Below are 25,704 nucleotides of genomic sequence, written 5' to 3' on the forward strand. Positions count from 1 at the left end.
TATTTTTTCTAGATGATTGCGAGTTTAACAGTCTGATTATTTAAGAGCCTGCTTGGTGAAGACTATGTTCTGTTTCTTTTTATCGGCTTCATGCTGTGAATTTTTTTATCATATCTTACAATCTCTTTGACATTATTTACAATTTTATCATTTCTCTTTGTTAAAATATACAAATATTTATTTATATGTGAGGTTTTCTAACATAAGTGGTGACATAAAATTAGAAAATTGATACTATTTATAAAAAGCTAAAGAATGTTAGGGGAGATGAAGAAATGAAGGAAACCACTGTTGCTAGTAAAAAGAAAAAAAGAGTGACGCCCTATCCGAAGGAATGCACATTTAGTAAAGAGGATTGGGATGTATTGACGCAGTACTGGTTTCCGGTGGCGGCAGTCGAGGAAGTGACGGAAAAGCCCCTGGGCATTAAATTGCTGGATGTCCATCTTGTTCTTTACCGTGCGAATGGTAAAATCATCGTGGCAAGAGATCTTTGTTTGCACCGGGGAGTTCCTTTAAGCATGGGTTGGGTGGAAGATGATAATATTGTTTGCCCATATCATGGATTTAGATACGGACCAGAAGGGAATTGCACGGGAATACCTGCACATCCCAATGCGAAAATTTCTCCACGTCTTTGTATTAATATATATCCAACTGTAGAGCGTTATGGCTTGGTTTGGACTTCCATTGCGAGTGATGAGGAGGATATTCCTCCGCTGCCGGCTTGGGATGACCGAGAATATCTGAATATTCTGCCTCCTTACATCGACATTGCTGGGTCAGCAGGGAGGCAGATGGAAGGATTTTTGGATGTATCCCACTTTGCCTGGGTCCATTCAGAGAGCTTCGCTGATCGTGATAATCCTGTTGTGCCAAGTTATAAAGTGGATAAAACGGAGTATGGCTTACATGTAGAGTATGTGAGTTCGGTCAGCAATTATGGAAAGGACCTGCAACATTTGGAGCCACCGAACTTTAAATGGTTGCGCGTGTTCGATATATATCCACCTTTAGCGGCAAGGTTGACCGTCCATTTTCCAGAAGGAGGGAAATTATTCATCCTAAATTGCGCAAGCCCTGTTTCGGCTCGGAAAACCCGAATGTTTTCCCCGATGGCAAGAAATTTTGACATGGATGCTCCGCTTGAAGACACCTATGAATTCAATTTGCAGATTTTCAATGAAGATAAGGAAATGGTTGAAAATCAAAAGCCAGAGGAGCTACCACTAGACCTACAGGCAGAAGCTCATATCGCGGCGGATAAAACCTCGATTGCCTACCGTCAGCTATTGAGGGACTTGGGATTAGGGTCGAATTATACAAGTTGAAATGGGAGGGTGTCCTTTTGGCGGGCACTCTCGCTTTTTTCTCTCGTGAAAAGTCAAGGTGAATTCATGGGATAAATGGGAAGGTGAACTAGTAATCATGCACAAAAATATCTTGGAATTCTAACGGATTTGTCAATGAAGTTCACGGTTTAAGCAAGTAAAATACTCCATATAACATATTTTTGTGAAGATTCATAACATATAAAGATGAGAATAAAAGGAGCGATATGATGGCCATTCAAATTGAAAAATACAAATATGAAAAAGATAATGTTGCTTCCTTGATTGAATGGTTGGCTTCATTCGGTTTAACGGAGAATGATGGAGTCACTCGGTTATTATATTCCGAGGCATGGGTGAAGGCTCAGCATGCGGTGAAAAAGGAAATGGAAGAAGTGGGATTGCAGACCTATTTTGATGATGTAGGTAACTTATTTGGAAGATTGGAAGGGTCGAACCCCGGAAGTAAAACAATCCTCACGGGCTCGCATATCGATACGGTTGTTGATGGTGGGAAATATGACGGTGCTTTTGGGGTCATCGCTAGTTTCCTAGCGGTACAAAGGCTGTATCAAACCTATGGACCTCCCCAAAAAACGATAGAAGTCGTTTCCTTTTGTGAAGAGGAAGGAAGCCGTTTTCCTTTGACGTTCTGGGGATCGAGAAATATTCAAGGGGTGTATGGCCTTGATCAAGTGAAAGGGCTGACAGATTCAGAGGGCTATCCATTTTTGGGAGCCATGAAGGAAGCTGGTTTTGACCCTGATACATATATAACTCCAGTTCGTGATGATATTGAGAGATTCGTCGAGATTCATATTGAACAGGGAATGGTTCTGGAAAAAAATCAAAAGACAATCGGGGTCGTCAGCCATATTGTCGGGCAGCGCCGTTATACGATTAAAGTGCAGGGTGAAAGCAATCATGCGGGAACGACTCCGATGCACTATAGGAAAGATGCCGTCAGTGCCGCTTCGGAATACATTTCTTTTTTGACGAAAAAGGCCAAGGAAATGCATCCTCATTTAGTTGCAACAGTAGGTAAACTGGAAGTGTTGCCAAATGTTCCAAACGTCGTGGCAGGTGAAGTGGCTTTCAGTTTAGATATCAGGCATCACCAAGAAGGAGTCCTTGACGCGTTTTGTGCGGAGATTTTCTCGACCTTCCAATCTCATGCGGATGAGAGGGAGATGTCGTTGGAAATCTCGCAGTGGATGGATGTTTTGCCCGTTGAACTAAATGAAGAGATGAATGCAATGATTCGTGGAATTGCTGAAGATAAAAATATACCTTATCAAGATATCATAAGCGGTGCGGGGCACGATGCACAGGTATTTGGTTCGGTTTGTCCGACTTGCTTAATCTTTGTTCCCAGCCGGGATGGAATCAGCCACTCGCCTAAAGAATTTACGCATGTTCATGATTTAGAAAAGGGAATCGATGTTTTAAGCGAAATATTATATCAATTAGCCTATTAAGGGGAGCTGAAGAAAATGGCATATAAAGAACTATATACACCGATCAGGACCATCATGACCCCAGGACCGGTGGAGGTGGACCCGCGAGTTTTACGGGCGATGAGCGCTCCGATCTTGGGGCAGTTTGATCCCGCATTCACGAATATCATGAATGAAGTGATGGAAATGCTCCGTCTCGTATTCCAGACGAAGAATCACTGGGCCTTTCCCATCGATGGTACATCCCGGTCTGGGAATGAAGCGATTCTTTGTAGCATCATTGAGCCGGGAGATAAGGTCTTGGTTCCCATTTTCGGTAGGTTTGGTCATTTACTGGTTGAAATTTGTGAGCGCTATGGAGCGGAAGTGCATACAATCGAATGTCCGTGGGGAGAGGTTTTTGATCCCTCGGTTATCATTGCGGAAATCAAGAAAGTTTCGCCGAAAATAACGGCGATCGTCCATGGGGAAACGTCTACAGGCTGCATGCAGCCACTGGCGGAAATCGGGAAAGCCTGCCGTGAGCAAGGTGTTTTGCTCGTTGTCGATGCGGTCGCATCAATCGGGGGAACGGATGTAAAGGTGGATGAGTGGTGTATTGATGGATTGATAGGAGGTACGCAAAAATGCTTGTCCGTCCCTTCAGGAATGGCACCTATCACCTACAATGAGAGAATTGAAAAAATTATTCAGTCACGTAAAAAGGTAGAACGAGGGATTGCAACGGAGGAAGATCGTCAATATATATCAAGGCATCGCCCCATTACCAGTAATTATTTCGATTTGGGCATGCTGCAGGATTATTGGGGACCTCGCCGATTGAATCACCATACAGAAGCAACTTCGATGATTTATGCATTGCGTGAAGGTCTGCGACTTGTACTCGATGAAGGATTGGAACAGAGATTCGCCCGTCATAAGCATCACGAAGCCGCACTTGTGGCTGGAATCGAGGCAATGGGCTTAACGTTATTCGGGGATAGGCAAAATAAATTGCCATGTGTCACTTGTGTCGAAATTCCAGAAGCGGTGGATGGAGAGCAAGTTCGGTCGATGTTATTGAATGAATTTGGTATCGAAATCGCTTCATCGTTCGGTCCGCTTCACGGTAAGATTTGGAGAATCGGTACGATGGGATTCAGCTGCCGGAAAGAGAATATCCTCTTCGTTCTGTCCTCCTTGGAAGCGGTCCTTATACGCCAAGGGTTCGGAGTGAACAGGGGAGAAGCCTTGCAGGCTGCCCTCGACGTATATGTAGGGGAAACGGAGAAAATGTTTGGAGTGCAATAAGGCGGGGAGATGGCTCCTGTTTTATTGCCACACAACTTGAAGGAGTGATTATGGTGTCAACATACGATCTCATTATCCGTAATGGCTACGTGGTATTGCCTGATGAAGTGAAGAAAACTGATGTGGCCATCCAGAATGGCGTAATCATCAAGATTGGAAATCTGCTTGGTGATACAGGATTGGAAGAATATGAAGCGTGCGATCAATACGTTTTTCCTGGAATGATCGATGTGCATGTGCATTTTAGTGAACCTGGACGTGCCCATTGGGAAGGGTTTGAAACGGGCTCACAGATGATGGCGGCGGGCGGCTGCACGACCTATTTTGATATGCCATTGAATGGGATCCCTTCGACCATTGATGAAGCCGCGTTACTTGAGAAGGCGAAGGTCGGGGAAGCAAAATCGGTTGTCGATTTCGGGTTATGGGGTGGCCTCGTTCCTGGAAATATAGAGGAGTTGGAAGGGTTAGCTAAATCAGGGGCCGTCGGTTTTAAAGCCTTTCTATCCGCAACGGGCAATGATAAGTTTGAGCGAGCGGATGATTTTACCTTGCTTCATGGTATGAGGGAAATCGCAAAATTGGATAAGATTTTGGCGCTACATGCGGAAAGTGATTCCATTACACAATTTTTGAAGCAGGAGAAAGAGGATCAAGGATTATTCAGCGCTGAAGACTATGCGGCGACTCGTCCTGTATTAGCGGAAGCGGAAGCTGTCGAACGGGCTCTCACATATGCCGAAATGACAGGATGCCGGCTGCATTTTGTCCATATCAGCAGTGGTTTGGCGATGGAAAAGATTGAAGCGGCCAAGCGGTGCGGTCTGGATGTAACGGTTGAAACCTGTCCTCATTACTTGTTATTCAATCAAGATACGCTTGTCGAGAAAGGTACGGTCGCAAAATGCGCGCCCCCTCTGCGTGATAAGGCCGAACAGGAAAAGTTGATTGCTTTATTAATAGAAGGAAGGTTTGATATGATTTCTTCCGATCACTCTCCATGTCCTTACGAATTGAAGGACCCTGCGGAACATAACTTGTTTGAAGCATGGGGTGGTATAAGTGGTGGGCAATTTTCCTTGCTGTCGATGATTGAACTGGCTATTACCTATGAAATACCGTTTCATAAAATCGCGGATTGGATAGCCGGGGCACCGGCTGAACGGTTTGGTCTCTCTTCAAGAAAAGGGCAAATAAAAGTAGGGAAGGAAGGGGATGTTGCTATTGTTTCATTGAATGACACGCATACTGTCACCGAAGATAATTTCTTTGCCAAGCATAAGCAAAGTGTCTATATGGGCCACACCTTCCCGTGTACGATAAACGCCACATTCAAAAAGGGAAAACCAGTCTATGAAAAGGGTGAAATCACGCAACAGGATCGGGGAACCTGGCTTAAAAGTATGGAAATCGAACCTTCGATTTAATAGTATAGAGTACATGAAGGTGATTCCGAATTATCGGCATCACCTTTTTCCTTTAATACAGCTCATCACTGACTATATTAGAAAAATATCCCGGTAATAAAACGTTGACTCTTTATGAATCATTGTTATAGGATTACGGTATGAAAAAATGTATAAAAAGCATAAATCTACATGTATAATACCGATGAACTGTCCTTTTAGAAAACAAAGGGTGCCCGTAAAGAGCGGGGGCATCCTTTTTTATATGTAACTGTTGAAAGAAAGGGGGAAACCTCTATGGAATCTATAATCATGGATATGATAGAAGCGTTTAAATCTTTATCATATTTCGGAGTATTGCTCGCATTGACATTTGAATTCATCCCTGCCGAAGTAGTGCTACCGCTTGCTGGCTATTGGGTCTATCAAGGTGAAAGGAATTTGATCTTGACGATACTGGCCGGTTCGATTGGTGGGGTGACAGGCCCCTTGACGCTATACGCACTAGGAAGGTATGGGGGAAGGCCACTCGTAATGAAGTTTGGAAAGTACTTTTTGGTTAAAGAGGAGCAACTGAATAAAGCTGAATACTTCTTCGATAAGTATGGAGCAGGAATTGCCTTTTTCGGGAGATTTGTTCCAGGAATCCGTACGGCCATTTCATTACCGTGTGGCATTCTGAAGATGAATATCTGGAAATTCATACTCTATACATATTTGGCGATGCTTCCTGTAACCACTATCTATGTATATCTAGGGTATAAACTAGGACCACAATGGGAGCAGGCTGGAGCGATATTCGCACAATATGCGAACTTTTTGCTCATCCCAATTGTCCTGATTGTCATTTGGTTGTTCTTAAAAGCAAAGAAAAGAAAAGCGAAACAATAACAAAGAAGGCGCCGTTTTCAGGCGCCTTGTTTTTATTTAATGTGTTAGCAGCATCCGCCGTAACCGCCGCCATACCCGCCGCCACCGAAGCCCCAACTACAACCAATGATGACTAGTAGGATGAATAATACGATCAATAAGGCAAACCCGTTATCAAAACCGCCGCCACCGCATCCGTCATTGCAGCCATCGTTACATCCATTATTGTTATTATTGTTATAACCACCCATTAAAATTTCCTCCTCATAACGTTTGTGATTTTCATACCTAGCAAATCATCTTTACTGGGAATACTCCATACTATGTATTCTAGGCCGAAGTGTTTGCTTATTCTTTAAAAATGGGCGTCGGTAGATGAGGGGAGATGAGCCCGAATAATTTTTCCCTGATTTTAAAGGTGTTATAATATACCATATATAGAGAAGGGGGCTGAACTTCATCGTGAAAGTTGCCATTATAACGGATATACATGGTAATGCTTCGGCGTTAAAAGCCGTTCTTAGGGAAATTGATGGAAGAAGTGATATTGAGCAAATTTATTGTTTGGGGGATATGGTCGGAATAGGACCTGATACCAATGACGTCTTGGATTTGTTATTTTCAAGAAAGAATCTATCGATGATCAGTGGAAATCATGATGAAGCCGTATTAGCCATCATTAAAGGGGAAGAACATCCAACGGGACATATTCATGTCAAAGAGCACCATGAATGGATTGCCGAAAGGATGGACCCGATCTTTATCCCCTCCCTGGAAAAATTGCCTCGCACCATGAAAGTTACAATTAATGGCCACACTCTTTTCTTCACCCATTATCATATGGAACAGGAAAAGAGGAATGTACATATCAGTCAAAATCCCTTTAGCACAATCGTCGAGCCCAATTTACCCAACTTGGAGGCCCTCTTTAAAAACCGGTCTGAAGATTTAATAGGGTTTGGTCATCATCATCCTCCTCATCTCTTTAAGAATGATCGAACCATTTACCTGAATCCCGGATCACTTGGATGTAATAGGGAGCCAACTGCACGGTATAGTGTCGTTACGATTGAAGAAAACGGAATTCAGGTCAATCTAGAAAATGCCCTGTATGATAATGCGGCATTTCTGTCATCTTATAAAAGACTACAAGTTCCAGAGCATAAATTCATCATTCGCGCCTTTCATGGAAATCAGATTATATAGATATAAGCATAAAGGACATCTCCTCCGGATATGATAAAAGTCAAATTGACTAAAGGGGGAAAAGGTCATGAAGGACAAGGAACAGGAAAATCAGCTTAAGGATCCGGAGCGGACAGACGATCAGCACAGCCTTGTGTGCAATGATGAATTATTCAATAAGGACCTGCGTGCAATCGTCGATGATACCATGCAAAGTGAACAATAACCTGTAAAGACGCTGTAGGTCATTGCCTGCAGTGTTTATTTTTGTCTTCATGGCGATTGTTATCTTTTATACTTTAAATGGGTAAGTCAATCATTTGAAACCATTCTGAAATTATCCCATACTATATATAAGCTTATATATACCTGAGAGGAGGGGGAACATGGGACATCATGAGGGTCACTCCCATGACCACGGACATCACCATCACCATTCTAATAATAAAAAGGCTTTGTTGGCTTCGTTTGTACTGATCTCCACATTCATGGTAATCGAAGTGATTGGAGGATTCATGACGAATAGCCTGGCCTTGCTATCAGACGCAGGACATATGCTAAGCGATGCAGCCGCTTTAGGGCTTAGTTATACAGCGATAAGGTTGGGTGAAAAAAAAGCGACGCAGTCAAAATCATTTGGATATAAGCGCTTCGAAATCATCGCCGCGTGTTTAAACGGTTTAACGTTAATTGTTATATCGGCATTCATTTTCATTGAGGCGATCCGGAGGTTTGTGAATCCGCCTGAGGTTCAAAGTATGGGGATGCTGATGATTTCAATCATTGGCTTGCTTGTGAATGTCATTGCTGCATGGATCTTAATGAGTGGCGATAAAGAAGAAAATCTCAATGTAAGGAGTGCATTCTTACATGTGATTGGTGATATGCTTGGTTCGGTGGGTGCCATTGCTGCCGCACTCTTGATATATTTTTTCGATTGGGGAATTGCCGACCCAATCGCGAGCATGATTGTTGCGATTTTAATCGTCATAAGTGGATATAGAGTGGTGCGCGATTCTTTCCATATTTTAATGGAAGGCACACCGGATCGGGTCGATATGGAAGAAGTGAAAGAGAGTTTGAAGGAATTGCCGCATGTATCGGATGTCCATGACCTCCATATCTGGACGATCACCTCCGGATTTCTTTCGTTGAGCTGTCATGTCGTCATCGATGCAGGTGGAGATCATGATTCGATTTTGGCGGTAGCGCAAAAATTACTGCATGATCAATATGGGATTGAACACAGCACAATACAAGTGGAAAAACAGGATGTGGGTTGTCCGAATCCGCACGAGACATGTAACTGAAACCAGGCCGGCTCAGTGATGAAGCCGGCCTTTTTGGTGTGCCGGAAACGAACGCCTGTCCCATTTTCCGTACTTTGACAGGTGAATGGGGGATGGTTCAAGATGTCTAGGAATGATTATATGAACATATTCCTGACACATTAAGAGGGTATGATGAAGGATAAAAAGGTCAATTCATACTGGGGTTGGCTAATGCAATATGATTCAACTATAATTTAAGAAGGAGGAATTCCTTTATGAAAAAAATTCTAGTCGTTGAAGATGAAATTGCCATTTCGATGGTATTGAAAGCATATTTACAGCGTGAAGGAATGGAAGTCGTACAGGTCTTCGATGGACTAAAAGCCATTCCAACCTATGAAGAAATGAAACCGGACCTTGTGCTACTTGATGTGATGTTGCCAGGTAAGGAAGGCTGGGACATCTTGAAAGAGATAAGGGAGAAAGACATGTGCCCGGTGATCATGTTGACCGCATTGAACGATGTGGATTACCGTCTAACCGGCTTTAAGTCGGGAGCGGATGATTATATTTCCAAGCCCTTTGTGGCGGAAGAAGTCATGGCGCGGGTGCATGCCGTTTTAAGACGGAGTTCAACACCTGTAGTGGAAGAAAACCATGTACATCAATTTGGGAGCTTATCCATTGATAACAAATCCTATTCCGTACTATTAAAAGGGGAAGAAATCAGCTTGACGCCCCGTGATTTGTCGTTGCTCATTTTTTTTGCGAAGCACCCCAACCATATTTTCACGAGAGAGCAGCTGCTCGATCAAGTGTGGGGCATAGACTATGACGGAAGTGACCGTGCTGTGGACTTAGCCATCAAACGAATCAGGAAAGCTCTTGATGCTTGGCCCTCATCAGAAGGGGAAATTAAAACGTTGCGTGGATTGGGGTATCAATTGAGTGTCTATGAAAACTAGAAAACGGACAACCTTGCAGCTCTATTGGACGAAGAAATATGTATTGACCTTGATTTCTGGCTTATTGATATTGTCCGTTTTTTCTTTATGGTGGATGGAAAAGACGGCCTTGGAATATAGGTTGAGCCTGCTTAAGTATTTAGCGGATGAAACGTCCGACCGGGCCATCAAGGAGAATGGCCAAATTGTCGTTGGTCCCATCCTTTCTGAAATCGTTGAGGAAAGGGAGAAAATCCTTCAGCTCAATAAGCAGCCGATCATATATATCGTCGATCCTGATGGGAGTATCATCTATACGATGCCTCAATTATATATTGATGAGGAAAATAGTAAACTCCCAGGTGCCATCATGAATAATGAAGAATTGATCCAGAAGGTCAAGATTTCAGAGAATAAGGTGTTCGTCGTCAAATCGCCGATCACATTTGAAGGCGAGACAAAGGGATGGGTAGTCATCGCCCAGGAAGAAGGGGCTCTGAAGGAAGTGAACCAAGATCACGGTTTGCTTGCCTTCCTGATTGGTGGTTTGCTTTTACTTGGGACGGGCGTCATTTATTTTCTATCTAGAAAGATATCAAGGCCCATCCAAGATGTGGCTAACGCTGCTGTCCAGGTAAGGGAAGGCAATTATGAGATCCATTTTAAAGAAGAAGAGGAGATACGGGAAGAAGAGATATACGAACTCGTGGAATCCTTTAAAGAAATGACGAACCGATTGAAACTCATGGAAAAATTACGGGCTGAGTTACTTGCTGGTGTCACCCATGATCTAAAAACACCGGTTACTTCCATTAGTGGTTTGATCCAAGCGGTCAGGGATGATGTGGTTACGGGTGAACAGAGTAAGGAATTCCTGGATATTTCCTTGAAGGAAACACAGCGCCTACAGGTGATGATCGAGGATTTATTGGATTATAATGCCTTATCGGCCGGTGCCTTTAAAATCCGATTGGAAAAAGAAAATCTCAACACTTTCATACAGGAAATAGCCTATCGGTGGCACGTCACCCAGGAGGATCAGGATTTCACCCTGGATGTACAGGTTCCGGATGAGTCAATCTTTGGGGAAATTGATTCACTGAGGATGCAACAAATTATCATAAACCTTTTGAACAATGCGAAGCACTCACTTGATGGAAATGGTACAATTGTGATTTGCCTCTATGAAATGGAAGACTCCCGAATTGGTATCGATGTGAAGGATAGTGGCCGAGGGATTCCCCAACATGAACAGCAGTATGTGTTCGAACCATTTTACCGAGGGGAAAACAAAAAACTGAAGGTGCGTGGATTGGGATTAGGTTTACCTTTCAGCAAGATGCTCGCTAAAGCGCAAAAGGGAGACTTATTATTGAAAGAAAGCGATGAAAAAGGGACGATTTTTACCATTACGGTAGAAAAATCCGCACAGGTATAACCAGAAAAGGGTTGTCCATTAAAAATGGACAACCCTTTTTTACAAGTATTGGATTAGGCTAGTTGACTGATTGCACGCCATAATTGAACATGACGAACTTTTCTTGGAAGGAAGCGCCCCATTTCCTCTTCATTGTAACCTGCATGCAAATTCTTATGATCGAAAATGATCGGGCGACGTAGCAAGTCTGGATTGGCTTGGATTAGCATGCATAGGTCGTTCAGTGGCGTATTGTTTATATCGATGTTCAAGCTTTTGAATTTCTTTGAACGGGTTGAGATGATCTCATCTGTACCGCCTTCCGTTTTACGTAAGATCTCTTTGATTTCTGCTATGGATAAAGGTTGAGAATATAAGTTGCGTTCATTGTAGGAAATTTCATTTTTTTGTAACCAAGCTTTTGCTTTACGACATGCTAAGCTGCTTGGGGTAGTATAAATTGTAACCATTTAAAATCGACTCCCTTAAGGTTTCATATTTTTTTTAGGTTTTTGATTTTTATTTTTATGAGTTAAAATTATTTTTGTATTTGTGATACTCTTACTTTAACGTTTGTATGTGTCAGCAATATGTCAAGAAAAATAAACTTAAAAGTTTTTTCAAAAAAGGGAGAATTTCAAATGTGGATTTTTAAAAGATGGGGAGCCCCTGCATCTGATGGAAATCAGGAAAATATAGGTTCTGCGGAGCACGTATCATGACGGCGGAATTTTGGTCACCAGTCAGACTGTCCATTCAAATAGCCGGCATCTCAGGAATCCTAGTCTTTATTTTAGGAATCCTGCTTGCCCGGTTCATGGCCAAAAAGCGTTTCAAGGGCAGGGTCGTCCTGGAAACCGTGTTTTTGCTGCCACTTGTCCTGCCTCCTTCAGTCGTCGGATTTTTACTGATTGTGTGTTTCGGTAAAAATGGAACGCTCGGGCAAATCATCGAGAAGGTATTTAACCAACCGATCATGTTCACCTGGTGGGCGGCGGTCATTGCTTCCACGGTGGTGGCCTTCCCGCTTATGTACCAATCGGCCAAAACGGGATTTGAAGGCATAGATGAAGAGATTGAAAACGCTGCGAGAGTGGATGGAGCAGGCGAATGGAAATTGTTTTTGCTCGTATCTCTCCCATTAGCCGGTAAATCGATTCTCACCGGCGCGATATTAAGTTCGGCCAGGGCCTTGGGGGAATTCGGGGCGACGCTTATGTTTGCGGGGAACATCCCAGGACAGACCCAGACGATACCGACAGCGATATATATAGCCATGGATACGGGGAACATGACTTTAGCATGGCTATGGGTTGCTGTAATCATTGCCATCTCTTTCATCATGCTTTTCATTGTGACGTACATAAAGTGATCATTTTTCGTATAGACTAATGAAAAATTTAGGTGCGACTTCCACATCTTTCGTATGTAGAAAGCCGTTTTTTTCATATAGCTTCCGTGCTGGCTGGTTCAATGCACCGGTCGAAACGGTTAACTTTTCCCATGGAACGGTTTTCTGAAGGTGGGTAAGGAGGGTATTTGCAATTCCTTTGCGAAAATGATCCGGGTGAACGATCATCCGGCAAATCTCTACCCGCCCGCTTTCATCTTTATAGGAAATGGCCCCAGCTATCACATCGTCAACAAAAAAAACGATGAATGTTTCCTGGCAGCGTGAAAATTGGTCAAACGTTTCTAATAGTGGCGGAATTTCGGAATATTTAATCAGTTCTGCTTCCACTGCATAGGCTTTTTTCTGAAGGGAAAAAAGTTGTTGCCCATGGAGGGAATTAAGTTCTGTAATAATTTTCATCGTCATGCGTAAATCATCTCCTTATATACATTATAATAGAAGCTGGCGAAGAGATTTATTGTTTCTTGTGTTATAATCGACAAACAAGATGAACTAATGAAATGAGGAAGAAATTTGTTAACTTTTGAAGAAAAACTAAGCATTATTGAAACATTCCCGGAATTAGAACGGAAAGATGTATCACTAGGACGCGTCAATTTCCATTTTCCAGGTAGTGTCCAAGAGAAGAAAATCGTCGTGCAACATCTTCATCCGAATGGAAATGGCTTTGTGTACGCAGGCCATCTGAAAAAGAAGGAAACAGACCGCAAAGGATTCATCAATATACGTGATTATTCCGAAGAGGATTTGAAAGTATTGATCAAAACTAGCCTATCTTATTTATCGGAACCTCCCGTCATGCAAGAAGAAGAGGAAGACGATGAGTTCGCTAAGTTGGAAGGTACGTGGGTTGGCCAGGAAAAGCAGGAGCTTTCGCTTGTTCGAGAAGATCAGCTTTGGAATGTTTACTCAGGACCGAATTTAGAGGAGTGTTTCGAAAGCCCAATCGAAGCGGAACGCTACTTATTAGATGAAGGATTCCGTCAAAATAAGAAAAGAAAAATGTAGAATATTAGGGGAATTTGTCGGCAAAATTCCAACCATTAATATTGTTTTCAGTTAATTACCCATGCTATAATATGGGTAATTATTTTTGTTCGGAATAAGTTGTTTGATAGAAGGATTTACCGTTTTAGGGTTCCTCTTGAGACATTATCCAGAACCAAAAATAGTAATAAAATGGATTTTTTCCAAACACAGGAGGAACTAACATGGTACAAGGTAAAGTAAAATGGTTTAACGCAGAAAAAGGTTTCGGTTTCATCGAAGTTGAAGGACAAGACGATGTATTCGTACATTTCTCAGCTATTCAAGGTGAAGGCTTCAAAACTCTTGAAGAAGGCCAAGAAGTTTCTTTCGAAATCGAACAAGGCGCTCGTGGACCACAAGCTGCTAACGTTCAAAAATAATCGAACGTTAATAAAGACCCCAATTTGGGGTCTTTTTTAGTATGTTTATAAGATTAAGAGGTTACTAGCTTGTAAAAAGAGCGGCGAATTTTTTGATCCGGGGCAGGTCTGCTTCTTGATACATTTGTTCAACCTTCAAAGTAGCGACTAATCTGCTGTTGGCAAACAGCATGTCTCGGAATTGGTCGACGGCTCCACAGAAATGATGGTAATTCGTTTCACCCGTCCCGAAGACGCCTGTTTTCAGGTGGGATATCGGCATTTGCTCTAACTCCGAATAGAAGGAGGACATTCTGGCAGGAAGTTCGCCATTTCCCCATGTATAGGTCCCGACAATCAACGAGTCATACTCATGCAATGTACTCATATCGAATTCAAGCACACGAAATAGCTCTGCTTCGGGCAAAAAGGAAGCAAGAACTTCAGCAAGCGCCTTTGTATTGCCGCCTGCCGAATGATGGACGATGGCCGTTTTAAAGCTCATCGAACCCGTTGCTTGCATTTACTTGGCTATAGGTCCTTGACTTTTGCTCGAAGAAGTCGGTCTTCGTTAGCCCGATGGATTCATCGTCGAACGTTTTGATCCAGGGCATCGGGTTCTCGCCATATTCTTGATACAAGTTTTCAAGTCCAAGCATGCGTAATCGTTTGTTAGCGATATATTCGATATACTCATTGAATTCTTCCAAATCGAGATCTGCTTTTGTTTGGATATCTTCAAGCATATATTCGGACCATTCCTTTTCAAGTTCTACGGCTTTTTCAATCGTCGTATAGATGAATTTCGTGTTGTCTTCATTATTCAATTCCGGGTATTCATACATCAAGATTTGGACAAGCATGCCAATGAAATCGAAGTGGACCATTTCATCGCGATGAATATAGGAAATCATCGTTGCCGAACCGGTCATCAGATTTTGACGGCCTAAGTTGTAATAGAAGGCGAATGCCAGGTAAAAATAGATCCCTTCAAGGTTGGTGGAATGGATGAGAGCCTCGAATAAGTGCTGAGGGCTAGGATCATCCACAAATGTTTGGTAGGCATCCACGATCGGCTGGTTCCGCTTGATTACTTCCGGGTGCTCTTTAATGCGGTCAAAAAGCTGTTTTTGCTTGCCGACAGGAATCAAAGAAGCAAGAATGTAAGAATACGATTCATTATGAATCGATTCTTGCTGGGCCATGTTGGCGAGGATCGCCTTTGCTGCCGGATCTTTGATGTAGCGAAGGATTTCCACTAATGTCGGCGTTTGCAGGCTGTCCATCCCGGCAATCATTGTGAGGATATCGAGGAAAGCGTCCTGGATATCCTCATCCAATTCCCCCCACTGCTTTTTATCCTGAATCATGTTCACGCTTGAAGGCTTCCAAAAATTATTGATGAGCTGTGTATACGTGTCATAGAACTTTTCATATTGAATGTCATTCCAAAGGAGGAAGCCTGAAGCTTCTCCTTTGAATACGCCGGTCGCTTTGGTAGGATGGGTTGGTTCGAGCATCCTGATTTTCTTGATATGGTTTGTCATCTGTAAAGTCTCCTTCAAAAATTAATTCCGATCAAGCTAGTTAACTAGAGCAGCTCTCGCACGCATTGTCGTATTCGGATGAAGTGGAACGAAGATAATAAGTCGATTTCAATCCACTTTCCCAAGCTGTCAGATGGATATCCAATAACACTTTGGCTTTGATCGTGTTTTGTACATACAAATTGAAACTAATGGCTTGGTCGATATGACGCTGGCGGGCTGCATTTTGCCTGATGCTTTCCTTTTGGTCCAAATGGAAGCGCGTTTTTTTATAGTATTCATACGTATTAGGCGTCAATCCAGGCGCGGTCACTTTGAATTTGAAGTTTTTCTTCTCTTCATAAAATTCAATTTCATATAACGGATCGATTCCATCCGTGGAATGACCGATTTTTGCCGTTGATGAGTTGGGGGCAATCGCCATTAAATAGCCATTTCGTGTGCCATGCTGCTGCACTTCTTCTTTTAATTCCAACCATTTTGAATCCGTATAGTCCCGAAGGTCGAAATACTCTCCCGTATGCCAATCCGACCCTTCGAAATAGGGATAGCTTCCTTTTTCCTTGGCCAATTCATTGGATGCCTTAATGGTTAAGTAAGCGATTTTTTCGTATAAAGTATCGGCAAACTGAACGGCTTCATCAGATTCCCAGTAGATATTTTGGGTTGCCAGTAAATGATGCCAACCGAATGTTCCTAAGCCGATAGATCGGTACCGTTTATTTGAAATGGATGCCTGTTTGACCGGTAAGGTATTCACGTCAATGACGTTATCGAGCATGCGAATCTGAATCGGGATCAGTCTTTCCAACACATCACTGTTCACTGCGCGGGGCAGGTTGATGGAGGAAAGGTTACAGACTACGAAATCCCCGCTTTTGCGAACCACGACGACATCGCCATCTTCTGTTTCATATTCGTCGGTGATCGTTGACGGGCTTAAATTCTGGGCAATTTCCGTACAAAGATTAGAACAATAAATCATCCCTTTATGCTTATTCGGGTTCTTCCTGTTCACCTCATCCCGGTAGAACATATAGGGCACGCCTTCTTCTAATTGTGAAATCATGATGCCTTTCATAATGTCCATCGCGTTGATTTTCTCGAAACTATAGCCTGGAAGTACGCCATTTTCTGCGGCCTCTACAGCGAGGGCGTAATGGTCCCTGAAACTTCCTTCCCCTTTTTTCTCATCATAAAAATCTTCGAGGGAGAACCCAAGGGTCTGCTTCACGGTATGCGGATCGAAAAGATACCATTCCTTCCTGTCGCGCACGGCTTCCATGAACAAATCGGGGATACAAACGCCTGTGAAAATATCATGTGCTTTTAAGCGGTCGTCTCCGTTTTGCGTTTTCAAGTCAAGGAAGCTCATGATGTCTTTATGCCAAGCGTCCATATAGATGGCAATGGCACCTTTGCGTTGACCCAATTGATCGACGCTGACGGCGGTTTGGTTAAAGAGACGAATCCAGGGAGTCGTGCCTGAACTGTTTCCGGAAAAACCGCGGATATCAGATCCGAGCGAGCGGATTTTCCCGACATATAGACCGACCCCACCACCGAATTTGGAAACTTTGGCAGCATCATAGTTTGATTGATAGATTCCGTCGATGGAATCTTCTATCGCATCGATGAAGCATGAACTCAATTGCCCGTGGGTCTTACCGGCATTCGAGAGGGTAGGGGTCGCAACCGTCATATACAGGTTGGACATGGCCCAGTACGCTTCTTTAACAAGCTGCAGGCGATGTTCCGTTTTTTCAAGCCTCATGATTTCCATGGCAATGATCATGAAGCGCTCCTGAGGAAGTTCATAGACCTTGTCTTTTTTTGGACGGGCCAAGTATCTGTCATTCAAAAGATAGATTCCGATATAAGAAAAGAGGTTATCTTTTTCCGGATTGATGACTGAACCCAATTCTTCGATCTCCGTTTTTGTGTAGGAATCGAGAAGCTCCGATTTATAAACAGGGTAACGCTGGCCTTCATGCTGTTGCGAGAGTTCTTTGATTAATTCATAGAAAGGTCCATAGCTTCTGCCTTCATAGCCCCGATTTGTCCGGGCATCGCGATACATGGTATTCAAAAGTTCCCTGGCGGCGACAAATGTCCAGTCAGGCGCATCGATATCGACACTTTCAAGGGCAAGCTGTATTAGTTTTTTCGATGTTTGTTCTTCAGAAGCATCACTTTTTCGATCGAGCCATTTAGTGAAGCGCTTTTTAAATTTGTCCATATCAAGCCGGTCTTCGAAATCCTTTGATAGCATATCAAGCTGGATTGATTTTGTTTCGGTTTCCATAGCCGTGTTATATGTTTGAGTCATGAGTATTCCTCCTTAAAACGTACGTAAATAAAAAAAATCCGCCCAATAAATTGAGCGGATCAAACGATAGGATAAAAGAGCCATGAAAAAATAGCCGTTACACTATCGTTTCATCATCTCAATCCCCGAAGAATAAGAAACTTGAAAAAACCAGGCAGGTCTCCTGACTCATGATCATCCTACTTTGAGTCCTTCCCGTATAGAGAGCTATACAGTGGTTTTCTCATTTCGTCACATTTACAGTTGCGGGGACAGTTCCGGGATCACACCGGATTCCCTTTTCAGCCATCTCTGGCACCTTGGTTCATTTTTTCTATATATAGTTATTTGAGTTGTTAGAAAAGTCAATATCTAGTATTTATACTTCTATAATCGTAAGCCATCTGTGCCGATAATTCAACATTTATATTTAAGAAATCCGATTCATATCTATTGACAAGGTCTAATAACGGAAGAGGATAGTGAAAGAATATAGGGGGGAATCGAAAAATCCCTCGAGGATTGTCAGGTGTTTTGTGTTAAAATAAATTGCATAGCAAAACTAGGGATTCTGCTTATTGAAAAGAAAGAACCCTGAAAATCATTTAGGAAAAAGGAGCAAAAATCGTGGAAAAAATATTAGTTTTTGGACATAAAAATCCGGATACAGACACTATTTGTTCAGCCATCGCGTATGCTGATCTAAAAAAACAGCTGGGCGTGAATACTGAACCAGTTCGTCTTGGTGAAGTCAATGGTGAAACGCAATATGCGTTGGACCAATTCAAATTCGAGGCACCTCGCCTTGTTGATAAAGTGGCTGGGGAAGCGGATGGAGTGATTTTGGTCGATCATAACGAACGCCAACAAAGTGCTGAAGACATCGATCAAGTCCGCGTATTGGAAGTCATCGACCACCACCGCATCGCTAATTTCGAAACAAGTGATCCTTTATATTACCGCGCGGAACCGGTTGGTTGCACGGCTACTATCTTAAATAAGATTTACAAAGAAAATGGGATTGAAGTGCCTAAGGCAATTGCAGGACTTATGCTTTCAGCCATCATTTCCGATTCTTTACTATTCAAATCCCCTACATGCACAGAGCAAGACGTCGCAGCGGCTATGGAATTAGCTGAAATTGCGGGTGTGAATGCTGAAACATACGGTTTAGAGATGCTAAAAGCTGGAGCTGACTTGAGTGATAAAACGATTGATCAGCTCATCACTCTTGATGCAAAAGAATTTGCTATGGGAACGGCAAAAGTTGAGATTGCTCAAGTAAATGCTGTTGATCCGAACGAAGTACTTGCAAAGCAAACAGAAATCGAAGCAGCGATTCAGGCTGTCATTGCCGCGAAAGAACTAGATTTATTCTTATTCGTGGTAACGGATATCTTAACGAATGATTCTGTAGCCTTGGCTCTTGGAACATCAGCGTTTGCGGTCGAAAAAGCCTATAACGTTACATTGAATAACAATATCGCCGTTTTAGAAGGCGTCGTGTCACGTAAAAAACAAATCGTCCCAGTTTTAACAGACATTTTCGCTAAGCTATAAGCCGGGCAGATTACAACAGTTATAAAAAAAGGACTCGATGCCACTTTATAATGGCCTTCGAGTCCTTTTTTTAATTCAATGCATCTTTTTCTTTTTCATACGCAATCACAATCAGTTCTTTGTTTGATTCCTCACGCATTTTTCCTTCAAAGAGTTTTAATTCATTGAGAAGGTCCGGTGATAAGTCTGCGGCTGTATAATCCTGATCAGTTGACATGGTTCTTCCTCCAATCCAGAGTATCCTTCACTCTAGTTTGGCGGTTCATGAAGATTTTATGCAATGTAACGTTTACTTTACATAAGAGGCTAGATTCTTTAGCAACTGGGAACTCTCCTGATCAAGGCCAAGTACCTGAACCGTTTTGCCTTGCACCCTGTATTTTAGGACGACTTTCTCGACGGCATCCACAGCTGAAGCGTCCCATATTTTCGAATCGGAAAAATCAATGATAATGGAATCGGCTTTCTCCATCGGATCAAACTTCGATATGAAGTCCTGGACCGAAGCGAAGAATACTTGTCCCTTTATCCGATAAATGATGTTTTCGGCCGGTTGGTCTGTCGTTTTCTCGATCGACACTTTAGAAATTTTAGCCGAGAAGAAAATCATGCTTAATATTACCCCGGCGAATACGCCTTTGGATAAATCATGTGTATAAAGAACGACGATGACTGTCACGACCATGACGATTGCCTCGGTTTTAGGCGTGATCCGAAGCTTTTTTAAGGAGGACCAGTCAAAGGTCCCGATGGAAACCATGATCATGACTGCAACAAGGGCAGCCATCGGAATTTTAATTAAGACATCATTCAATAATACGATCAAGGTTAACAAAAAGGCACCGGCAACGAAAGTGGATAGTCGGCCTCGTCCCCCGGACTTGATGTTTATCCCGGATTGTCCAATCATTGCACAACCTGCCATCCCGCCGAAGAATCCGGCAACGATGTTCGCGATTCCCTGTCCTTTGGCTTCCCGGTTTTTATTGCTATCCGTATCGGTCATTTCGTCAACGATTTGCGCCGTCAGTAAAGATTCTAACAATCCAACGAACGCAAGGGCGATGGAATAAGGAAAAATGATGGCCAGTGTCTCGAATGTTAAGGGAATATCTGGAATCAAGAACGTCGGTAGAGCTTGGCTCAAATGCCCCATATCTCCTACGGTCCTTACTGAAGCCCCAGTTGCAACAGCCACGATGGTCATGAAGACGATTGCGACCAGCGACGAAGGAATGGCCTTGGTTATCCGTGGGAAAAGATAGATGATGGCGAGTGAACCGGCTGTCATGACATACATGACCCATGATTCCCCTGTGAAATGTGTAAGTTGGGCCATGAAAATCAAGATGGCCAAGGAATTCACAAACCCGGTCATGACAGGCTTCGGTATAAATTTCATGAGCTTCCCGATCTTAAAGACACCCAGTAGAATTTGAAGGATTCCCGTTAAAATGGTGGCGGCAAGCAAGTAGTTCAAGCCGTAATCCTTAACAAGGTCAACCATCACGAGTGCCATCGCCCCGGTTGCCGCTGAAATCATGCCTGGTCGCCCTCCAACAAAGGCAATGACAATGGCGATGCAGAAGGAAGCATATAACCCCACCATCGGGTCAACACCGGCAATGATGGAGAAGGCAATCGCCTCAGGAATTAAGGCAAGGGCTACGACGATACCGGAAAGTACATCCCCTCGGACGTTGCCAAACCACTCCTGTTTTAATGTAGATATATTCACAATGACACTTCCTTTTTTCTTTATATGATAATTCTTAATTGCTTTTATGACGTACTAGATTATAGCATGACTTCTTTATTCCATCTATGGCATCCCTGCCGTTTTACGTTTTGGCTTCGCCATATATGTCTAAAGCTTGAGGCTTGCCACCTTAAACAAAAGGCTTTGTTAAATAACTCTGTTGATATTTGATTAAAACGAACAAATGTTCTGTTATATATACAAGAACATTCATTTGGAGGGTTTGAAATGACGTTAAGAGAATTAATAGCAGAGATAAAAAAATTGAATTCAGCAGAACAACATCGTTTGAAAGAATTCTTCATAAATTCTATTGCGTCATTTTCAGCAAGTGAACCCATATTCCAAGAAGTGACTGAACGTAAAAATAAAGATGGCTACACTTGCATACATTGTGGTTCTAAGCAAGTCGTGCGGTTCGGTAGGTATATGGTAAAACTCGGTCTTAAAGAAGTTGAACGGCAACGATACCGATGTAAAGATTGCCAAAAAACTTTTTCAGATGTAACTTCTACACCTTTATATCGTACTCATAAGCCTGATAAATGGTTAGATTTCATTAAATGTATGTTGGAAGGCTATTCACTTCGCAAATCAGCAGACCTCATTGGCAATGTTCATTTCGTTACTCTTTTCTATTGGAGGCGTAAAGTATTGTCTGCCCTCAATCAAAGGGACTTTGAAACGTTTACTGGAATTGTTGAGATGGATGAAACGTATTTTCTTTACTCCGAAAAAGGCACAAAAGACATTAAAGAGCGTAAGCCTCGCAAACGTGGTGGTTCTTCAAAAATTCGTGGTATTAGTCACGAACAAGTTTGTGTTTTAATTGCGAGAGACCGCCAAAAATCCACCTATTCAGGCGTACTTGGTAGAGGTCGAATTGTGAAAACTCAATTGGATAAGGCTATTGGCTCTAAATTATCATCGGATAATACTCTTTGCACTGATGTTTGGAGGGCTTTTTCTGCCTATGCAAAAAGTAAAGGACTGGAACATTATCGTTTTAAATCTGATGGTACAGAGCGTGTGAAAGGTTTGTATCACATCCAAAATGTCAACAACTATCACAGTAGATTAAAAGGATGGATGCAACGATTCAATGGTGTAGTGACAAAATATCTTAAAAATTATTTGAGTTGGTTTCAATTCTTAGACATTATTAATCACCGTAATGATGATGCTACGGTTATACGAATGATTGTTGAGAGTTGCTTGTTCTCGACATATGCAACTTATGATAATCTAAGATTATCCAGATTTACTAATTAAACCAGTACCTGATATAAGAAAGTAGGAGGAATATGAGCAAAAAACGAATTGCTTTAAGTATCAGCATTTTATTAATAGGAGTTTTAGTTTTTAATTATTTTTCATCATATTCAGAGAAATTGATGAAATCTACAAACCTTTCCAATGAGTCTATTGGAGGAGTAAAAATCCACGAAAGCATAAATAATAGTAGTTTTATAACACAGTATGACAAACCATTAAGTAAAGAAGATAATGACTTATATGATTATTACCATTGGAAAGGCGGATTAGAAACTGCTTCTATTAATTCTGGTAAAGATAAAGGTTCTATAATGCGGTTAATAATAACTGGTACGGATAAAAAACAATTTGATAATCCTCTCCACACCGCAAAAGGAATTAAGTTAGGTGATACAAAAGAAAAAGTTCTTTCTTTTTATGGAAACAAATATTACAAAAGTAATGAGCAAGGAGCTGACATTATCGGATATATTGACCACAAACAAGAGATAACTTTAGAGTTTTGGTGTGTCAATAGTGGTAAAGTTGCTGAAATTCGGTTAGATGATTCAAGTGTTAAGTAAAAGCAATGCCATTGTGGCATTTAAAAATTGTTAAGAGACAGGGGATTCTGTCTCTTTTTGATTTTCTATCCTAAAATGGGTACTTACTGTCACACTTATTAACGAGACTAATTAAACAACATTAATCTTTAACAGAGCCAAACAAAAAAAGACCTGGGATGGTCTTTTTTTGTTTGATTCACAAGTCATTAGCAGCTAAGGAGTTTCTACACTGGGTATGAATAATGGCTATGAATGAGGTTGGTGTTTAATGGAAAGTGGCATCGGGAGAGGAGTTGGTATGGGCTCGCTTATTCTTCTTTATCTATAACGCTAGATTTACAATCAATACAGGTTACTTCTTTATAATGCTTGAAGATAATCTTTCTAAGGTCTCTTCTGGATAACATGGCGAATACGTTATATCTCGTACCGCAAACACACGTATGTTTGTCTTTTACTATATGTCTCTCATCCGTTTTAATAGTAGGAAAAAGCATTTTAACCCTCTTTTAAGCTAATTTTAGGCGAAAAAAAAAGACAAGAATGAATAAATCTTGGCTATCCGTTTACCAATACAATGCTCGGTGTGATTGGTTCGTGGCTTTTCACCTTCAATAATCTTACCATAAAAAAGAGTTAAATCTATAAATATACAAAAAAACATGAAAATGTTTATAAAAATAGAAGGAGGAAGTACAGGCAATAAAAGCTATCCTGGAGTTAGTTTGGGACTTTATGTATGAACTGTTCTCGACAGGATTTACAGGTGATCTCGGGTAATGATTTGAATTTTACCTTTTTCAAATCTTTTTTCTCGAATATTCCTCGATAGTTATGAATAATTCCACATTCACAATAACGCTTATCCTTGATGATATGAACTTTTGCATAATATGTGAAGGTTGGATACATGTTTACACCTCTTTTGTAGGTAAAATATACTGGGTATATTATACTACTTTATTTAGTCAGTGTAAAATAAGTAGGGAGTATATCATTTATATATATAGATGATGGATTGACCGGTGGATCTTCAACTACTAATACTCTGGGCGATGCTATGAATCAATATATTTTTTTCAGAGAGTTCAGGATATCTCACGGGGATGCCCTCTAAACCGAAAAAGACGACGTTGTGTCAACTAGGGTCATGAGTGGGTGTTTCTCGGATTGTTACTCGGGTTGAATTTAAAAACTTGTTTTTTAATGAATTTTCCAATGCTATACTAATTAAAAAAACTGATTTTTCAGAAATATAAAAATATTTTATATTAGTTTAGTAAATATCACTTTCATTTAAAGGGAGGTTTTTAATATGTTGTCAATTATTGGGTTTTGTATGATTTTAACATTTCTTTTCCTGGTCATTTCAAAGCGTCTTTCCGTGGTCGTCGCTTTCATTTTTACTGGCATCCTTTTTGCTTTGATTGGTGGGTTTGCGTCGGAAATGGGTGACATGATGATGGCGGGGATTATGAAGGTAACGCCAACCGCCGTCATGATTGTTTTTGCTATTTTATATTTTGGTTTAATGTTAGATGTTGGTTTATTTGAACCAATGATTTCCAAGATACTAAACCTTGTGAAAGGGGATCCTCTGAAGGTGGTGATGGCAACTGCTGTTATCACGATGTTAGTGGGATTAGATGGAGATGGTTCTTCTACCTTCATGATCACCGTTACAGCCATGTTGCCACTCTATATAAAATTAGGAATGAATAGACTTATATTGGCTTGTGTCGTTGCGTTAGGTGCAGGGGTCATGAATATTATCCCATGGGGTGGTCCGTTGGTGAGGGCGGCGGCCAGTCTGCAAGTTGAAGTATCAGACTTATTCATCCCGCTCATACCGGTTATGATCTCAGGACTGTTATGGACGTTGTTTTCCGCCTATATCCTTGGAAAGAAGGAAAGAGCAAGGTTGGGAATCAGTCAATTGCAGACTACCGTGCTTCCCGGATGGAAAGAACAAGCTGTTGCTGTTGAATCTACTAAGGGAACAGCCAAGCTTTTTTGGTTTAATTGGTTATTGACGGTAGCACTCATGGTGTTTTTGGTGATGGAAGTGTTGCCTCTACAAATCTTATTCGCCTCAGCTTTTGCCATCGCTTTATTTATTAACTTTCCGAATCCAAAAGAGCAGCAGGAAAGGATTTTAAGTCATGCCAATAGTTTTGTGATGATATGTACACTCATTTTTGCAGCAGGAATTTTTACGGGGGTCTTCACTGAAACAAAAATGATGGATTCGATGGCATCTTCCATTGTAGCCGTTATACCAGAGTGGTTGGGTGCTCATTTACCTGTTCTTGTAGCACTTACCAGCATTCCGATGGGGTTCATTTTTTCACCAGATGCTTATTACTTTGGGATCATTCCTATTATTAGTGAAACTGCAGCGAACTTCGGTATTGCTCCAGTGGAAATAGGGAGGGCTGCTTTATTAGGACATTCAACAACAGGCTTTCCTTTATCACCCTTGGTTCCAGCCACATTCATACTGATTGGGCTTGTTGGTGTTGACTTTGGTGATCATCAAAAGTTCTTATTCAAATGGGCGTGTGGGACAACGGTGGTTATGACGATTGTGGCCATCACTCTTGGTGTGATTCCATTATAAATGTGCGTCTAATAAACTATGAAAAGAAATCTTTTACTGTGTTATTAGTAAGGGAGCACTATGCAGGCAAAATCTAAATCCCTATTTATCCCTCTCTCTGTTTACACTTTCAAAATA

Annotated in this window: 25 protein-coding genes and 1 riboswitch; of the genes, 17 read left to right on the forward strand and 8 right to left on the reverse strand. The window is 41.7% G+C overall.

The window, feature by feature from the left end:
* The first annotated feature begins 275 nt into the window (after nt 1–275).
* The 5 genes from ACIQXN_RS06940 to ACIQXN_RS06960 all read left to right on the forward strand — a co-directional run bounded on the left by ACIQXN_RS06940 (nt 276) and on the right by ACIQXN_RS06960 (nt 6,375).
* Nucleotides 276–1,331, forward strand: coding sequence for an aromatic ring-hydroxylating dioxygenase subunit alpha (locus ACIQXN_RS06940; RefSeq protein ID WP_402963743.1), 1,056 nt, complete (start codon nt 276–278; stop codon nt 1,329–1,331).
* A 230-nt stretch (nt 1,332–1,561) separates the two neighbouring features.
* Nucleotides 1,562–2,809 carry an allantoate deiminase gene (allC, locus tag ACIQXN_RS06945; RefSeq protein WP_402963746.1) on the forward strand — a complete coding sequence of 416 codons (1,248 nt, stop codon included), beginning with the start codon at nt 1,562–1,564 and terminating at the stop codon, nt 2,807–2,809.
* Nucleotides 2,810–2,824: 15 nt separating this feature from the next.
* Nucleotides 2,825–4,078 (forward strand): pyridoxal-phosphate-dependent aminotransferase family protein, encoded by a 1,254-nt coding sequence (locus tag ACIQXN_RS06950; protein ID WP_402963749.1) that lies wholly within the window; start codon nt 2,825–2,827, stop codon nt 4,076–4,078.
* Between the two features lie 53 nt (nt 4,079–4,131).
* Entirely contained in the window at nt 4,132–5,505 is a 1,374-nt protein-coding gene (locus ACIQXN_RS06955; RefSeq protein ID WP_402963752.1) for an allantoinase, read from the forward strand.
* A gap of 276 nt (nt 5,506–5,781) precedes the next feature.
* Nucleotides 5,782–6,375, forward strand: coding sequence for a DedA family protein (locus tag ACIQXN_RS06960; protein ID WP_402963755.1), 594 nt, complete (start codon nt 5,782–5,784; stop codon nt 6,373–6,375).
* Between the two features lie 44 nt (nt 6,376–6,419).
* On the opposite strand, the gene ACIQXN_RS06965 is transcribed toward ACIQXN_RS06960, so the two are convergent.
* Nucleotides 6,420–6,605 carry a YjcZ family sporulation protein gene (locus tag ACIQXN_RS06965; RefSeq protein WP_402963758.1) on the reverse strand — a complete coding sequence of 62 codons (186 nt, stop codon included), beginning with the start codon at nt 6,603–6,605 and terminating at the stop codon, nt 6,420–6,422.
* Between the two features lie 211 nt (nt 6,606–6,816).
* On the opposite strand from ACIQXN_RS06965, the gene ACIQXN_RS06970 reads away from it, so the two are divergent.
* From ACIQXN_RS06970 to ACIQXN_RS06990, 5 genes are all read left to right on the forward strand, one after another.
* Nucleotides 6,817–7,560: a metallophosphoesterase family protein gene (locus ACIQXN_RS06970; RefSeq protein ID WP_402963761.1), complete on the forward strand. Its 744-nt coding sequence runs from the start codon at nt 6,817–6,819 to the stop codon at nt 7,558–7,560.
* Nucleotides 7,561–7,627: 67 nt separating this feature from the next.
* Complete coding sequence (locus tag ACIQXN_RS06975) at nt 7,628–7,765, forward strand: hypothetical protein (protein ID WP_402963764.1); 138 nt, start codon at nt 7,628–7,630, stop codon at nt 7,763–7,765.
* A 160-nt stretch (nt 7,766–7,925) separates the two neighbouring features.
* Nucleotides 7,926–8,849, forward strand: coding sequence for a cation diffusion facilitator family transporter (locus ACIQXN_RS06980; protein ID WP_402963767.1), 924 nt, complete (start codon nt 7,926–7,928; stop codon nt 8,847–8,849).
* Between the two features lie 236 nt (nt 8,850–9,085).
* Nucleotides 9,086–9,775: a response regulator transcription factor gene (locus ACIQXN_RS06985; RefSeq protein WP_402963770.1), complete on the forward strand. Its 690-nt coding sequence runs from the start codon at nt 9,086–9,088 to the stop codon at nt 9,773–9,775.
* Entirely contained in the window at nt 9,765–11,192 is a 1,428-nt protein-coding gene (locus ACIQXN_RS06990; RefSeq protein ID WP_402964657.1) for a sensor histidine kinase, read from the forward strand. Before ACIQXN_RS06985 ends, ACIQXN_RS06990 begins: the two co-directional genes overlap by 11 nt.
* A 53-nt stretch (nt 11,193–11,245) precedes the next feature.
* Here ACIQXN_RS06990 and spx read toward each other — a convergent pair whose 3' ends face one another.
* Nucleotides 11,246–11,641 carry a transcriptional regulator Spx gene (gene spx / locus ACIQXN_RS06995; protein ID WP_402963773.1) on the reverse strand — a complete coding sequence of 132 codons (396 nt, stop codon included), beginning with the start codon at nt 11,639–11,641 and terminating at the stop codon, nt 11,246–11,248.
* A gap of 248 nt (nt 11,642–11,889) precedes the next feature.
* Here spx and modB point away from each other — a divergent pair, with 248 nt between their 5' ends.
* Nucleotides 11,890–12,543 carry a molybdate ABC transporter permease subunit gene (gene modB / locus ACIQXN_RS07000; RefSeq protein WP_402963776.1) on the forward strand — a complete coding sequence of 218 codons (654 nt, stop codon included), beginning with the start codon at nt 11,890–11,892 and terminating at the stop codon, nt 12,541–12,543.
* On the opposite strand, the gene ACIQXN_RS07005 is transcribed toward modB, so the two are convergent.
* The gene (locus ACIQXN_RS07005) at nt 12,544–12,990 is read right to left on the reverse strand and encodes a GNAT family N-acetyltransferase (protein WP_402963779.1); all 447 of its coding nucleotides are present in this window, start codon (nt 12,988–12,990) and stop codon (nt 12,544–12,546) included.
* A gap of 108 nt (nt 12,991–13,098) precedes the next feature.
* On the opposite strand from ACIQXN_RS07005, the gene ACIQXN_RS07010 reads away from it, so the two are divergent.
* Nucleotides 13,099–13,593, forward strand: a complete 495-nt coding sequence (locus ACIQXN_RS07010) for a hypothetical protein (RefSeq protein WP_402963782.1) — start codon at nt 13,099–13,101, stop codon at nt 13,591–13,593.
* Between the two features lie 203 nt (nt 13,594–13,796).
* Nucleotides 13,797–13,994: a cold-shock protein gene (locus ACIQXN_RS07015; protein WP_028393295.1), complete on the forward strand. Its 198-nt coding sequence runs from the start codon at nt 13,797–13,799 to the stop codon at nt 13,992–13,994.
* Nucleotides 13,995–14,058: 64 nt separating this feature from the next.
* On the opposite strand, the gene ACIQXN_RS07020 is transcribed toward ACIQXN_RS07015, so the two are convergent.
* From ACIQXN_RS07020 to ACIQXN_RS07030, 3 genes are read right to left on the reverse strand one after another with little or no spacing between them, the layout of a single operon-like run.
* A complete protein-coding gene (locus tag ACIQXN_RS07020; protein ID WP_402963784.1) occupies nt 14,059–14,478 on the reverse strand; it encodes a flavodoxin domain-containing protein in 420 nt (139 codons plus the stop codon).
* Nucleotides 14,468–15,520 carry a ribonucleotide-diphosphate reductase subunit beta gene (locus tag ACIQXN_RS07025; protein WP_402963787.1) on the reverse strand — a complete coding sequence of 351 codons (1,053 nt, stop codon included), beginning with the start codon at nt 15,518–15,520 and terminating at the stop codon, nt 14,468–14,470. Before ACIQXN_RS07025 ends, ACIQXN_RS07020 begins: the two co-directional genes overlap by 11 nt.
* 40 nt (nt 15,521–15,560) lie before the next feature.
* The gene (locus ACIQXN_RS07030) at nt 15,561–17,825 is read right to left on the reverse strand and encodes a ribonucleoside-diphosphate reductase subunit alpha (RefSeq protein ID WP_402964660.1); all 2,265 of its coding nucleotides are present in this window, start codon (nt 17,823–17,825) and stop codon (nt 15,561–15,563) included.
* A gap of 160 nt (nt 17,826–17,985) precedes the next feature.
* Nucleotides 17,986–18,167, reverse strand: a riboswitch (cobalamin riboswitch).
* Between the two features lie 288 nt (nt 18,168–18,455).
* On the opposite strand from ACIQXN_RS07030, the gene ACIQXN_RS07035 reads away from it, so the two are divergent.
* The gene (locus ACIQXN_RS07035; RefSeq protein WP_402963790.1) at nt 18,456–19,388 is read left to right on the forward strand and encodes a manganese-dependent inorganic pyrophosphatase; all 933 of its coding nucleotides are present in this window, start codon (nt 18,456–18,458) and stop codon (nt 19,386–19,388) included.
* Between the two features lie 70 nt (nt 19,389–19,458).
* Here the strand turns inward: ACIQXN_RS07035 and ACIQXN_RS07040 are convergent, their stop codons facing one another.
* The gene (locus tag ACIQXN_RS07040) at nt 19,459–19,605 is read right to left on the reverse strand and encodes a hypothetical protein (protein ID WP_402963793.1); all 147 of its coding nucleotides are present in this window, start codon (nt 19,603–19,605) and stop codon (nt 19,459–19,461) included.
* A 72-nt stretch (nt 19,606–19,677) separates the two neighbouring features.
* A complete protein-coding gene (locus tag ACIQXN_RS07045; RefSeq protein ID WP_402963795.1) occupies nt 19,678–21,126 on the reverse strand; it encodes a SulP family inorganic anion transporter in 1,449 nt (482 codons plus the stop codon).
* 249 nt (nt 21,127–21,375) lie between these two features.
* Here ACIQXN_RS07045 and ACIQXN_RS07050 point away from each other — a divergent pair, with 249 nt between their 5' ends.
* The 3 genes from ACIQXN_RS07050 (at nt 21,376) to ACIQXN_RS07060 (ending at nt 25,587) form a co-directional block, all read left to right on the forward strand.
* A complete protein-coding gene (locus ACIQXN_RS07050; protein WP_402963798.1) occupies nt 21,376–22,419 on the forward strand; it encodes an IS1595 family transposase in 1,044 nt (347 codons plus the stop codon).
* Nucleotides 22,420–22,451: 32 nt separating this feature from the next.
* Complete coding sequence (locus ACIQXN_RS07055; RefSeq protein ID WP_402963801.1) at nt 22,452–22,985, forward strand: hypothetical protein; 534 nt, start codon at nt 22,452–22,454, stop codon at nt 22,983–22,985.
* Nucleotides 22,986–24,282: 1,297 nt separating this feature from the next.
* Nucleotides 24,283–25,587: a CitMHS family transporter gene (locus ACIQXN_RS07060; RefSeq protein WP_402963804.1), complete on the forward strand. Its 1,305-nt coding sequence runs from the start codon at nt 24,283–24,285 to the stop codon at nt 25,585–25,587.
* Nucleotides 25,588–25,704 lie beyond the last annotated feature (117 nt).

The organism is Peribacillus sp. NPDC097295, from assembly GCF_044761665.1.
GTDB lineage: Bacteria > Bacillota > Bacilli > Bacillales > DSM-1321 > Peribacillus.